This window comes from Pseudomonas sp. A125 (assembly GCF_055409485.1).
Genome location: NZ_JBUZVP010000008.1, coordinates 224,980 through 237,660, shown reverse-complemented (window position 1 = coordinate 237,660; position 12,681 = coordinate 224,980). Strand labels below are relative to the sequence as shown.

Below are 12,681 nucleotides of genomic sequence, written 5' to 3'. Positions count from 1 at the left end.
CCTGCGCTGAAAAATAACCCGTCGCCGCAAAAGAAAGCCTGGACGTTAAAAAACGTTAATTGGGTAATCGACAATCACCCGGTACTCATCCACGTCCCGGTCCACTGCTGCGTACCCGTTGCCACCGCGATTGGTCGCCCATTGCAGGCGCACGGCCAGGTCCTTGGCCTTGCCGCCTTGCACCACATACTTGAGGTCGATGTCGCGTTCCCAGTGCTTGGCGTTCTTGCCATCGGCGCTGTACCAGGACGAATAACCTCGGCTGTGCGGATCGACCGTGGTCAGGTTGGTCTTGCCGCTGATGTACGACACCGCCGAGGTCAGGCCCGGCAGGCCCAGCCCGACAAAGTCATAGGCGTACTTGAGCTTCCACGAGCGCTCGTTGGGGCCGTTGAAGTCGGAGTATTGCTGGGAGTTGTCCAGGTAAACGCTGTCGCCCTGGCTGATGTAGTCGAACGGGGTGTTGCCGTTGACCCGCTGGTAGGCGGCGGTGACGCTGTGGTTGCCCACGCCCACGGTGACATGCAGGCTGTAGGTGTTGTTGTCGATGTCACCCAGCAGGGCTTTGCCGGTTTGCCGGGTGTGGTAGTAGTGCAGGCCCGGGTTGAGGCTGACCAGTTCGTTCAGTTGCCAGGTGTAGTCCAGGTCGTAGTAGTACTGGTTCCAGATGTCCTTGAGTTCGGACGCGTACAGGTTGCTGGTCAGCCCCGGCAGGCCGCTGAAAGACACGCCGGCCCAGTCCAGGTGCTGGCTGTCTTCGCCGCTGGGCAATGCGCCGTAGCTGGTGCCGATGCGCCGGTGGCCGCTCTGGTTGTAGAGCTTGGTAAAGCTGGCCTGGCCGCCTTCGAACATCCAGCCGTCCAGGCTGTGGTTGGTCAGGCTCACGCCACGGAAGGTCTGGGGCAGCATGCGGGTCATGCCGCCGGCGATCACCGGGTTAGTCAGGAACAGGTCGCCGGCTTTCAGTTCGGTGTCGAAGGCACGCATTTTCAGGGTGGCGCCAGCGGTGGAGAACGAGCCGGGGGCTTTGCCGTTGCCGGAGCTTACGGGCAGGATGCTGGAACCGTCGGTACCGCCACCGCCGTCGAGCTTGAGGCCGAGCATGGCGTTGGCGTCCAGGCCAAAGCCGACGGTACCCGGGGTGTAGCCGGATTCGAATACCCCGATGAAGCCCTGGCCCCATTCCTTGCTGTCATCGGTGTGAATGTCGCGACGGTCGCGGTTCATGTAGTAGTTGCGGGCGTTGATCTTGAAGCTTGAACCTTCGACGAAACCGTCGGCGGCCGGGGTGTCTGCCGCGTGGGCAAGGGGAACGATAGTTGCAGCAATCGCGATGAATAACGGGGTGAACGTCAGCGAGGTTTTCACCGGTAAAGCTCCTTGGGGTCAATCGAAACCGGCCAGTGTTGTGGGAGGCCTGGCCTTTTTTCAGCGCAAAAAAAAGCCGCTGGACTCAGCGGCTTTAAGACAGATTCCCAGTGTAGAGCCCTGGAAATAAGTCGAGGGAAATCGGGGAAGAGCGGGGCGGTCTTAACCACTGCGCTCATCGATGCGACAAATTAGCGCAGGTGAGCGGTGCGATACAGAGTGTAACAAGATAATGACTGTTACCCAAATCGCAACAGTCTGGGCGGGTGGCGCCGAGGTGTCCTGACAACCCCTCGCAAGAATGTTAGCGTGCTTGCCATTCCCACGTAGTCGATGAGCCCGCCTTCCATGAAAAAGACTGTCCTCGCCTTCAGCCGCGTCACCCCGGAAATGATCGAGCGCCTGCAACAGGATTTCGATGTCATCGCTCCCAATCCGAAGCAGGGCGATATCAATGCCCAGTTCAACGAAGCCTTGCCCCATGCCCACGGCCTGATCGGCGTAGGCCGCAAGTTGGGCCGGGCGCAACTGGAAGGCGCGAGCAAGCTGCAAGTGGTCTCCAGTGTGTCGGTGGGCTACGACAACTACGACCTGGCGTACTTCAATGAGCGCGGGATCATGCTCACCAACACCCCCGACGTGCTCACCGAAAGCACCGCCGACCTGGCCTTTGCCCTGCTGATGAGCAGCGCCCGTCGCGTGGCCGAACTGGACGCCTGGACCAAGGCCGGCCAGTGGAAAGCCAGCGTCGGCGCGCCGTTGTTTGGTTGCGACGTACACGGCAAGACACTGGGCATCGTCGGCATGGGCAACATCGGCGCGGCCATCGCCCGCCGTGGCCGCCTGGGTTTCAATATGCCGATTCTGTACAGCGGCAACAGCCGCAAGACCGAACTGGAACAAGAGCTGGGCGCGCAGTTTCGCAGCCTCGACCAGTTGCTGGCCGAAGCCGACTTCGTCTGCCTGGTGGTGCCACTGAGCGAGAAAACCCGCCACCTGATCAGCCATCGCGAGCTGGGTTTGATGAAACCCGGCGCGATCCTGGTGAACATCTCCCGTGGCCCGGTGGTGGACGAGCCGGCGCTGATCCAAGCCCTGCAAAACCACACCATTCGTGGTGCCGGCCTGGACGTGTACGAACAGGAGCCGCTGTCGGAGTCGCCACTGTTCCAGTTGAGCAACGCGGTGACCCTGCCGCACATTGGCTCGGCCACTGATGAGACCCGTGCGGCGATGGCCAACCGCGCGCTGGAAAACCTGCGCAGTGCCTTGCTGGGCCAGCGCCCGCAGGACCTGGTCAACCCGCAGGTGTGGAAGGGCTGATCACTGCCTTATGTAGGAGCGAGCTTGCTCGCGAAGAACCTGATGGCGCTGTGTTTATTCAGGCTGCCCGCGTTATTGTTGACGTTTTTCGCGAGCAAGCTCGCTCCTACAGTTTTCAGCGGGCAAGTCGATAACGGTCTATAGATCGTCATCCCTGATCCACAGAAGGTTTTTATGTCCACCACCAAAGCCCGCGCAGATTCACTCTCGCTTCTGCTCTTTACCTTGCGCAGCGGCAAGCTGATGGCGATCAACCTGCTGAAAGTCAGTGAAATCATTCCCTGCCCGCCGCTGACCAAACTGCCGGAGTCGCACCCGCACGTCAAAGGCATCGCCACCTTGCGCGGCGCTGCGCTGTCGGTGATCGACCTGAGCCGGGCGCTGGGGGAAATGCCCCTGCAAGACCCGGACGGTGGCTGCCTGATCGTCACCGATGTGAGCCGTTCCAAGCAGGGCCTGCATGTGCAGGCGGTGAGCAAGATCGTGCACTGCCTGACCACCGACATTCGCCCGCCGCCGTTTGGTTCCGGTGGCACGCGCTCATTCATCACCGGGGTGACCCAGGTCGAAGGCGCGCTGGTGCAGGTGCTGGACATCGAAAAGGTCATCCACGGCATCGCCCCCGCGCAGATCGAAGCGGCGCCCACCGACCTGACCATGGAAGAAGCCGAAGTGCTCGGCAACGCCCGGATCCTGGTGGTGGACGACAGCCAGGTGGCCCTGCAGCAGTCGGTGCACACCCTGCGCAACCTCGGCCTCACTTGCCACACCGCCCGCAGCGCCAAGGAAGCGATTGACCGTTTACTGGAGCTGCAAGGCACCGTCGAACAAATCAACGTGGTGGTCTCGGACATCGAAATGTCCGAAATGGACGGCTACGCCTTCACCCGTACCCTGCGCGAGACCCCGGATTTCCAGGGCCTCTACGTGCTGCTGCACACCTCTTTGGACAGTGCGATGAACAGCGAAAAAGCCCGCCTGGCCGGTGCCAATGCGGTGCTCACCAAGTTTTCCTCCCCCGAGCTGACCAAATGCCTGGTGGTCGCCGCGCAGACCGTCGCGCAACAGGGCCTTTGACCTGTGGGTGAACACTTCCAACTGCTGCGCCGTGACCTTACCGGCAGCCTGCCCGCGCCGCAGTGGCCGGCAGGTATTGAGCTGGATCATTACCACGAAGCGCTGGCACCGGCGATCCACGCAGTATTGAGCCTGGCCCAGGAGCAAGGCGGCGGGCGTGTCGGCCCCCTTGAGCACTGGCGCGAGCAGTTCGTCACCGACGCCGAGTTCGACCCCGCGCTGTGCCTGGTAGTCAGCAACGCCAGTGGCATTCTCGGGGTATCGCAATGCTGGACCAGCGCCTACATCAAGAATCTGGCCATACACCCGTGCGCCCAGGGCATGGGACTGGGCCGGGCCTTGCTGCTGCACACCTTCCAGGTGTTCAAGCAGCGTGGCGAGGCGTTTGTCGACCTCAAGGTGCTGGAGTCCAACCTGCGGGCCCGGCGCCTGTATGAGCGTGCCGGCATGGTGTTTGTCCTGCGAGACCTCGTTGCAGAAGACTGAAGGCGCTGGCGCATAACTTGCTTTGTACAGCGGCAGAACGGCGAACAGAGGCAAAAACCCGCCGCCGTTCATGAGTGCCTTCTGACCTTGCCTGGTGACAGATCCTCCATGAATACCCATTTTTCCTGCGTCGGTTGTGGCAAATGCTGCACCGATCACCATGTGCCCCTGACCCTGGAAGAGGCCCGCAGCTGGGCGGCTGACGGCGGTAACGTCATCGTCCTGGTGGAGGGTTTCCTGGGCACCGGGCTTGGGCTGCCCGAGTTGCAGCGCGAACACGCACAACGGCGTTCCGCCATCGTGCCCAGCGGCACTACCGAGGCGTATGTGGCAATCACCTTTGCCGCCTATAACGCCGGGCGCTGCCGGAATCTTGACGAAGACGACCGATGCCGGATCTATGAGCGCCGGCCGTTGGTGTGCCGCATTTATCCGATGGAGATCAACCCGCATATCCCGTTGAACCCGGGCGCCAAGGACTGCCCGCCGGAATCCTGGGAGCAGGGGCCGGCGCTGATCGTGGGAGGCGAATTGATGGACAAGGAACTCGCCGGGTTGATCAGTCGCTCACGCCAGGCGGACCGCGACGACATCCAGGCCAAGGAGGCGGTGTGTGGGTTGCTGGGCATTCGTACCACGGCGCTCAAGGGCGACGGATTTACCGCCTACCTGCCGGACATGGGCCTGTTTGCCCAGGCGATCGAATTGGCCATGCACGAGGCGGTGCAGGCCAATGAGTGGGTGTTCCATGCGTCCGGGATGGATATTGCCGAGCAGTTGCTGGATGCCGGCGCCCGGATTGCCACCGAGGTCCCGGCCAACTATGCCTTCATATCGTTACGCGCGGCTTGAGTGGGAACGATGCCCGTTATGGTGAGGGAGCTTACTGTGGCGAGGGAGCTTGCTGTGGCGAGGGAGCTTGCTCCCGCTGGGCTGCGCAGCGGCCCCAAAATCTTGGGAGCGCTACGCACTCCAGCGGGAGCAAGCTCCCTCGCCACAGCAAGCTCCCTCGCCACAGCAAGCCCCCTCACCACAAAAATAGCTCATGGCGCTACTGGCGGCGCTTGCTCCAGAACTCCTCTGCCAGGCGCCGCAAGTCATCCGCCAGCCCCGCCACATCGCCTGAGCTGAGTTGGCTTTGCTGGCCGGCGCTGACCGTCACTTCCCCGGCATTGCGGATGCCGATGATGTTGCGGTTGATGTCTTCGCTCACGGCGCTCTGCTCTTCCACCGCCGCCGCAATCTGCTGGCTCATGGCGGTAATCCGGGTCACCCGCTGGCTGATCCCGTCCAGCGCCGCGGCGGCGCGCTGGGCTTGATCGACGCTGGCCTCCACATGCTGGCTGCTTTGCGCCATCGCCTGCACCGCATCCCGGGCGCCGCCTTGCAGGGTGCTGATCATGCGCTGGATCTCATTGGTCGACTGCTGTGTGCGCTGGGCCAGCCCGCGTACTTCATCGGCCACCACGGCAAACCCGCGTCCCTGCTCCCCGGCCCGCGCCGCTTCGATGGCGGCATTGAGGGCCAGCAGGTTGGTCTGCTCGGCAATTGCCCGGATCACTTCCAGCACCCCGGAAATATCCCCGCTATGGCTTTCCAGTTGATGGATAACGTCGGTGGCCCGCGCCAGTTCCTGGGACAAACGCAGCACTGCGTCGCGGCTTTCATCGACCCGCTGGTGGCCTTCGCGGGTCTCACTGCCCGCCTGGTCAGCGGCCTTGGAGGCCTGCAACGCGTGCTCGGCGACCTGCGCCACGCTGGCAGCCATTTGATTGATCGCCGCGGCGACCTGGTCGGTCTGGGTCTGTTGGCCGAGGCTGCTGGTGTGGCTGCTGTCCAGTTGTTGCACCAGCGCTGCCGCGTGCCCGGACAAGCGTTGCGAGGCGTCGCCAATACGACCGACCACCGCGCCCACCTGGGCCTCCAGCATCTGCATGGCAAATTCGATACGCCCGAACTCATCCTCGCGCCCGGTGTAAATCGCCTGGCTCAACGGGTTGTCGGCAATCAGCTGCGCGCGCTGGTTCAACCGATGCAAGGGGCGCAACCAACCGTGCACGCCGGCTACCGCCACGGCACACGCCGACGTTACCGCCAGCAGTTGCCAGGCCAGCGGATACGTCGCCAGTCCAAAGCCCAATATCCACATTGCGGCACATGCAACGAGCACCCACGCCGACAGCTTGAAGGTCGTGCCCACCGTGGGCTGCGCCCGCCGAGTACCCGCGCGCAGGCGGGCATAGGCCCGCTCCGCCAACTGCACCCGCCGCGCATCGGGCTTGGTGCGTACCGACTGATATTCCACTGTCACGCCTTCCCGGGTGACCGGCGTGGCGTAGGCACTGACCCAATAGTGATCGCCGTTCTTGCAGCGGTTTTTCACCATGCCCATCCACGAGCGGCCGCTCTTCAACACCTGCCACATGTGCGCAAACGCGGCGGGCGGCATGTCCGGGTGCCGCAGCAGGTTGTGCGGTGCGCCCAGCAACTCGTCTCGGGTATAGCCGCTGATGTCGATGAAGTCCTGGTTGGCGTAGGTAATGGCGCTGGTCAGGTCGGTGGTCGAAAGGATATTGGCGTCGGGGGCAAAGTCCACATTCTGACCGGTGACCGGCAGATTGATCTTCATGGGAAAGCGCGCTCGTGATTGTTGGAGGAGTCGGCAGCGCGTCGACTCTAAGCGCACGGGTTGGGCAAATACTGATCCAGCTCATGTTCTGCGCAATTAATTGGCCATTACGGCCTGGCGGGCGGTGCATCAAGGCGGTAGGGCTGGACGATGCGCTGGTACTCGCCACTCTGCATCAGTTGCTCAAGGGCGCAATTGAGGGCGTTGCGCAATGCGGTGTCGGGCTTGCGCAGCGCGATTGCCACGCCGTTGCCCAACAGTTCGGTGGAGATGGCGGGGCCAAGGAAGTCAAAATCCAGGCCCTCGGCGGTGTCGAGCAGCGCCTCACGGATTTCCACCTTGCCCTGCAGTGTGGCATCGATATCGCCAGCCAACAGGCTGCGGATCAGTTCGTCATTGCGCCAGAAACCCTTGACGATGACGCCCTTTGGCGCCCATTTCGCCAAGGCAAAGGCTTCGCGATTACTGCCCACCAGCACGCCCACGCGTTGGCCTTTCAGTGACTGGGTGGTCGGCTGCAACCCTGACGTTTTGCGGGCCACCAAGCGCGTAGTGATCGGGTAGAGGTCGTCGGTGAAACTCGCCCGTCGGCGCCGTTTCGACGTCGAAGCCATGCCCATGATCGCGTCGAATTGCCTGGCCTCGAGGGCCGGGAAGTTTTCCACCAGGACTTGGTCAACCCAGGTACACCGCACATTGAGCTGTATGCACAGGGCGTTACCCAATTCGATGTTCAGCCCTACCAGCTGGCCTTGTTGATTACGGCTTTGGAACGGCGGGAATTGCGCGGCGACGGCGAAACGAATTTCGCGCCGTGGTTGGTCACCGGCCACAGTGAGGCAGACAACACTGGCCATCAGCGACAAGCACAGCGCAACACAAGTACGTATAGGAAACACGGGAACGTCCTTTTCCGGAAAACCAGCTTCACCCCATCCAGCCCCGTAAGAAAGATTCGGGGTAAGCGGGTGTCGTGCAAGCTTTCAAGAATTGGCCGCAGGCCTACAAGGCGAAACGTCAGTAAACGTTGTAGGCACAGATCGCTATTGCGGGGGATTTGTTACCGGTCAGCGCTTGCCCATCGAACGACGGGTGCCGGGAGGTGCCATGCCCGGGCTTTTGGTGTGGCCGTTCTTCGCACCGTTTTTGTACCACGGCTGGCTGGCGTTTTTCTCACCGGCCAGTTCGCCCGGCTTGAACGGAAATTTGAATGCCGGGATCTCGGCGCGGGTTTCGCCTTCGACGCTGTCAGGGTTGGCCTGTGGGTCGATATCGGCCGCTTCAACAGCGGGTTGTGTCGGGGAATTCATGGAAGCTCCGGGGAGTACTGAAAATGACGTGGGCCCGACTTGCAGGCCACACTGCCGCGCAGTATACCTGCGCGCCTCGGATCTTTAACCACTGCTCGTACGAATGGTCGGACTTTACTGACGGCGCTGTCAGTTAGCAGTCACTTTGCTGACCGGGTTGGCGGGCTATAAAGAACCTTCATTCTTCCGATCCTTTGCCCTGGCGCCTCACCCCATGCACATTCATCGAAAACCTGCCTTGATCGTGGGCGTCCTCGTGGTACTGGCCGTGGTTGCCTGGGCGGTGACCCGCCCGGCCAAGACCAAACTGACCGCGTCGGCAGCGATTCCGGTGCGTGTGATCAGCGTCATGGAGCAGGACATTCCGCGTTTTGTCAGCGGAATCGGTTCGGTGTTGTCGTTGCACAGCGTGGTGATTCGCCCGCAGATCGACGGCATTCTCACCAAGTTGCTGGTGAAGGAAGGCCAACTGGTGAAGACCGGCGACCTGCTGGCGACCATTGATGACCGTTCGATCCGTGCCAGCCTGGACCAGGCCAAGGCGCAACTGGGCGAAAGCCAGGCGCAACTGCAAGTGGCGCTGGTCAACCTCAAGCGCTACAAGGAACTGAGCATCGACGATGGCGTGTCCAAGCAGACTTATGACCAGCAACAAGCCCTGGTCAACCAACTCAAGGCCACGGCGCAGGGCAACCAGGCCGCTATCGACTCGGCCCAGGTGCAGCTTTCGTATACCCAGATTCGCTCGCCGGTTACCGGGCGCGTCGGGATTCGCACCGTGGATGAAGGCAACTTCCTGCGCATGAGTGACACCCAGGGCTTGTTCTCTGTTACCCAGATCGACCCGATTGCCGTCGAGTTCTCACTGCCGCAACAAATGCTGCCGACCCTGCAGGGCCTGATCGCCGCGCAACTGCCCGCCGACGTCAACGCCTACATGGGCGCCGACACCGACGGCCAGACCGGCGATCTGCTGGGTGAAGGCCGCCTGAGCCTGATCGATAACCAGATCAGCGGCACCACCGGCACCATCCGCGCCAAGGCCGAGTTCAGCAACGGCGCGCAAAAGCTCTGGCCCGGGCAACTGGTGACGATCCGCATTCAGACTGCCCTGTACAAAAACGCCCTGGTGGTACCGCCCACCGTGGTGCAACGCGGGCTGGATTCGCACTTTGTGTACCGGGTCAACGGTGACAAGGTCGACATCGTGCCGGTGAAAGTGCTGTACCAGGACAGCGGCATGAACATCCTCCAGGGTGTGCAGGCCGGTGACGTGCTGGTCAGCGACGGCCAGTCGCGGCTCAAGGCCGGCGCTCAGGTAGACGTGCTCAAGGAACCGCCACAGGTGATCCAGACGGTTGATGCCAAGGTGCAGCCATGAGTGGCAGCCGTTCGCCGTCGGCCTGGTGCGTCGACCACCCGGTCGCCACCCTGCTGCTGACCTTCGCCCTGGTATTGCTCGGGATGATCGCCTTCCCACGTCTGGCCATCGCCCCACTGCCGGAAGCGGAATTTCCGACGATCCAGGTCAGCGCCACGCTGCCCGGTGCCAGCCCGGACACCATGGCTTCATCCGTGGCCACGCCGCTGGAGGTGCAATTCAGCGCCATCCCCGGCATGACCCAGATGACCTCCAGCAGCGCCTTGGGCTCCAGCCTCCTGACCCTGCAATTTACCCTCACCAAGAGCATCGACACCGCCGCGCAGGAAGTGCAGGCGGCGATCAACACCGCGTCCGGCAAACTGCCCAGCGACATGCCGAGCCTGCCGACCTGGAAGAAGGTCAACCCGGCGGACAGCCCGGTGTTGATCCTCAGCGTCAGCTCCGACAGCATGCCCAGCACCGAGTTGAGCGACTACGTCGAAACCCTGCTGGCCCGTCAGATCAGCCAGATCGACGGCGTAGGTCAGATCAACATCACCGGCCAGCAACGCCCGGCCATCCGGGTGCAGGCTTCGGCCGATAAGCTCGCGGCCATCGGCCTGACCCTGGCGGACGTGCGCCTGGCGATCCAGCAATCGAGCCTGAACCTGGCCAAGGGCGCGATCTACGGCAAGAACAGCGTGTCGACTCTGTCGACCAACGACCAGTTGTTCCATCCCGAGGATTACGCCCAGTTGATCGTGTCCTACAAGGATGGGGCACCCGTGCAACTGCGCGATATCGCCAAAGTCATCAATGGCTCGGAAAACGCCTACGTGCAGGCGTGGTCAGGCGACACACCGGGGGTCAACCTGGTGATCTCCCGCCAGCCCGGCGCGAATATCGTCGAGACCGTGGACCGCATTCAAGCCGAGCTGCCACGCCTGCAAGGCATGTTGCCGGCGTCGGTGCAGGTCAGCGTGTTGACCGACCGTACCAAGACCATCCGCGCCTCCCTGCATGAAGTGGAAGTGACCCTGCTGATCGCCATCCTGCTGGTGGTGGCGGTGATGGCGCTGTTCCTGCGACAGTTGTCGGCCACGTTGATTGTGTCCAGCGTGCTCGGCGTGTCGCTGGTTGCCAGCTTTGCGCTGATGTACCTGATGGGCTTCAGCCTGAACAACCTGACGCTGGTGGCGATCGTGATCGCCGTGGGGTTTGTGGTGGACGATGCGATCGTGGTGGTGGAAAACATTCACCGCCACCTCGAAGCGGGCCTCGACAAGCGTGAGGCGGCGATCAAGGGCGCGGGTGAAATCGGCTTTACCGTGGTTTCCATCAGCTTCTCGCTGGTGGCGGCGTTCATTCCGCTGCTGTTCATGGGCGGTGTGGTCGGGCGGCTGTTCAAGGAATTTGCACTGACGGCGACCTCGACCATCCTGATTTCAGTGGTGGTGTCGCTGACATTGGCGCCGACCCTGGCCGCGTTGTTCATGCGCGCCCCGACCCATCATGCCCACGACAAACCCGGCTTCAGCGAGCGCCTGCTCGCCGGTTACGCGCGCAACCTGCGCCGGGCCCTGGCCCACCAACGCACCATGGCCGCGATTTTCATGGTGACCCTGGCCCTGGCCGTGGTCGGCTATGTGTTTATCCCCAAGGGTTTCTTCCCCATACAAGACACCGGTTTCGTGCTCGGCACCAGCGAAGCGGCGGCCGACGTGTCGTTCCCGGACATGGTCGCCAAGCACAAGGCAATCGCCGAGATCGTCAAGGATGACCCGGCGGTGGAGGCGTTCTCCCATTCGGTGGGCGTGACCGGCAGCAACCAGACCATCGCCAACGGCCGGTTCTGGATCGCCTTGAAAGATCGCGGGGATCGCGATGTATCGGCCAGCCAGTTTATCGACCGCATCCGCCCGAAATTGGCGAAAGTGCCGGGCATCGTGCTGTACCTGCGTGCCGGCCAGGACATCAACTTAAGCTCCGGCCCCAGCCGCGCCCAATACCAGTACGTGCTCAAGAGCAATGACGGCCCGACGCTGAATACCTGGACCCAGCGCCTCACCGAGAAACTGCGGACCAACCCGGCGTTCCGCGACCTGTCCAACGACTTGCAACTGGGCGGCAGCATCACCCACATCAGCATCGACCGTCAGGCCGCCGCGCGCTTTGGCCTCACCGCCACCGACGTGGACCAGGCGTTGTACGACGCCTTCGGCCAGCGCCAGATCAACGAGTTCCAGACCGAGATCAACCAGTACCAGGTGGTGCTGGAGCTGGACACCCAGCAACGCGGCAAGGCCGAAAGCCTGAACTACTTCTACCTGCGCTCGCCGCTGACCAACGAGATGGTGCCGCTGTCGGCGGTGGCCAAGGTCGACCCGCCGACCGTGGGGCCGTTGTCTATCAGCCATGACGGCATGTTCCCGGCCGCCAACCTGTCGTTCAACCTGGCGCCAGGCGTCGCGTTGGGCGATGCGGTGATCATGCTCAACCAGGCCAAGAATGAAATCGGCATGCCGACCACCATCATCGGCAACTTCCAGGGCGCGGCCCAGGCGTTCCAGAGTTCGTTGGCCAGCCAGCCCTGGCTGATCCTTGCGGCATTGGTGGCGGTCTACATTATCCTGGGGGTGCTGTACGAGAGCTTTGTGCACCCGCTGACGATCATCTCCACCTTGCCGTCGGCGGGGTTGGGGGCGCTGATCATGTTGTCACTGATGGGCCAGGACTTCTCGATCATGGCGCTGATCGGCCTGGTGCTGTTGATCGGTATCGTCAAGAAGAACGGCATCCTGATGATCGACTTCGCCCTCGACGCCCAGCGCGTGCGCGGCCTGCCACCTGAAGAGGCGATTTATGAAGCCTGTGTCACGCGGTTCCGACCGATCATCATGACCACCCTCGCCGCGCTGTTGGGGGCGGTGCCGCTGATGTTGGGCTCCGGTCCCGGTGCAGAAATGCGCCAGCCATTGGGCATCGCGGTGGTGGGCGGGTTGCTGGTGAGCCAGGCGCTGACGCTGTTCACCACGCCGGTCATATACTTGTACCTTGAGAAGTTTTTCCATAGACCCAAACCAGCTCCCCAGCTGGCAACCACACACTGAGGCTGAGGCCCATCC

10 protein-coding genes and 1 pseudogene are annotated in these 12,681 nt (G+C 62.4%); 6 read left to right on the top strand and 5 right to left on the bottom strand.

Translation table 11 applies throughout. The features are described 5' to 3' along the window. Positions 1-45: 45 nt before the first annotated feature. Entirely contained in the window at positions 46-1,368 is a 1,323-nt protein-coding gene (locus tag ACZRN6_RS13675) for an OprD family porin (RefSeq protein ID WP_464008192.1), read from the bottom strand. A gap of 348 nt (positions 1,369-1,716) precedes the next feature. On the opposite strand from ACZRN6_RS13675, the gene ACZRN6_RS13670 reads away from it, so the two are divergent. From ACZRN6_RS13670 to ACZRN6_RS13655, 4 genes are all read left to right on the top strand, one after another. Continuing rightward, positions 1,717-2,691: a 2-hydroxyacid dehydrogenase gene (locus ACZRN6_RS13670; RefSeq protein ID WP_322147371.1), complete on the top strand. Its 975-nt coding sequence runs from the start codon at positions 1,717-1,719 to the stop codon at positions 2,689-2,691. 174 nt (positions 2,692-2,865) lie between these two features. After that, complete coding sequence (locus tag ACZRN6_RS13665) at positions 2,866-3,768, top strand: chemotaxis protein CheV (RefSeq protein ID WP_322147370.1); 903 nt, start codon at positions 2,866-2,868, stop codon at positions 3,766-3,768. 3 nt (positions 3,769-3,771) lie between these two features. Then, complete coding sequence (locus tag ACZRN6_RS13660) at positions 3,772-4,254, top strand: GNAT family N-acetyltransferase (protein ID WP_322147369.1); 483 nt, start codon at positions 3,772-3,774, stop codon at positions 4,252-4,254. 108 nt (positions 4,255-4,362) lie between these two features. Continuing rightward, complete coding sequence (locus ACZRN6_RS13655) at positions 4,363-5,106, top strand: YkgJ family cysteine cluster protein (RefSeq protein ID WP_322147368.1); 744 nt, start codon at positions 4,363-4,365, stop codon at positions 5,104-5,106. Positions 5,107-5,305: 199 nt separating this feature from the next. On the opposite strand, the gene ACZRN6_RS13650 is transcribed toward ACZRN6_RS13655, so the two are convergent. The 4 genes and pseudogenes from ACZRN6_RS13650 to ACZRN6_RS13635 form a co-directional block, all read right to left on the bottom strand. Next, on the bottom strand, positions 5,306-6,403 hold the full coding sequence (locus tag ACZRN6_RS13650) for a methyl-accepting chemotaxis protein (protein ID WP_416152140.1): 1,098 nt from the start codon (positions 6,401-6,403) through the stop codon (positions 5,306-5,308). Positions 6,404-6,601: 198 nt separating this feature from the next. After that, positions 6,602-6,883, bottom strand: a pseudogene (locus ACZRN6_RS13645) (PAS domain-containing protein); the annotation flags it as partial. A gap of 107 nt (positions 6,884-6,990) precedes the next feature. Further along, on the bottom strand, positions 6,991-7,782 hold the full coding sequence (locus ACZRN6_RS13640; RefSeq protein ID WP_322147365.1) for a transporter substrate-binding domain-containing protein: 792 nt from the start codon (positions 7,780-7,782) through the stop codon (positions 6,991-6,993). A 168-nt stretch (positions 7,783-7,950) separates the two neighbouring features. Next, a complete protein-coding gene (locus ACZRN6_RS13635) occupies positions 7,951-8,193 on the bottom strand; it encodes a hypothetical protein (protein WP_322147364.1) in 243 nt (80 codons plus the stop codon). A 214-nt stretch (positions 8,194-8,407) separates the two neighbouring features. Between ACZRN6_RS13635 and ACZRN6_RS13630 the strand changes: the two genes are divergently transcribed. Both ACZRN6_RS13630 and ACZRN6_RS13625 read left to right on the top strand, forming a co-directional pair. Beyond that, positions 8,408-9,574 carry an efflux RND transporter periplasmic adaptor subunit gene (locus ACZRN6_RS13630; protein ID WP_322147363.1) on the top strand — a complete coding sequence of 389 codons (1,167 nt, stop codon included), beginning with the start codon at positions 8,408-8,410 and terminating at the stop codon, positions 9,572-9,574. After that, a complete protein-coding gene (locus ACZRN6_RS13625; RefSeq protein ID WP_322147361.1) occupies positions 9,571-12,666 on the top strand; it encodes a multidrug efflux RND transporter permease subunit in 3,096 nt (1,031 codons plus the stop codon). Before ACZRN6_RS13630 ends, ACZRN6_RS13625 begins: the two co-directional genes overlap by 4 nt. Positions 12,667-12,681: the final 15 nt, after the last annotated feature.

What these genes read in the sequence shown, in the direction of transcription:
- ACZRN6_RS13670 (WP_322147371.1), top strand. Translation starts at nt 1,717, where the DNA reads ATGAAAAAGACTGTCCTCGCCTTCAGCCGCGTCACCCCGGAAATGATC.
- ACZRN6_RS13650 (WP_416152140.1), bottom strand. Translation starts at nt 6,403, where the DNA reads ATGTGGATATTGGGCTTTGGACTGGCGACGTATCCGCTGGCCTGGCAA.
- ACZRN6_RS13665 (WP_322147370.1), top strand. Translation starts at nt 2,866, where the DNA reads ATGTCCACCACCAAAGCCCGCGCAGATTCACTCTCGCTTCTGCTCTTT.
- ACZRN6_RS13630 (WP_322147363.1), top strand. Translation starts at nt 8,408, where the DNA reads ATGCACATTCATCGAAAACCTGCCTTGATCGTGGGCGTCCTCGTGGTA.
- ACZRN6_RS13635 (WP_322147364.1), bottom strand. Translation starts at nt 8,193, where the DNA reads ATGAATTCCCCGACACAACCCGCTGTTGAAGCGGCCGATATCGACCCA.
- ACZRN6_RS13625 (WP_322147361.1), top strand. Translation starts at nt 9,571, where the DNA reads ATGAGTGGCAGCCGTTCGCCGTCGGCCTGGTGCGTCGACCACCCGGTC.
- ACZRN6_RS13655 (WP_322147368.1), top strand. Translation starts at nt 4,363, where the DNA reads ATGAATACCCATTTTTCCTGCGTCGGTTGTGGCAAATGCTGCACCGAT.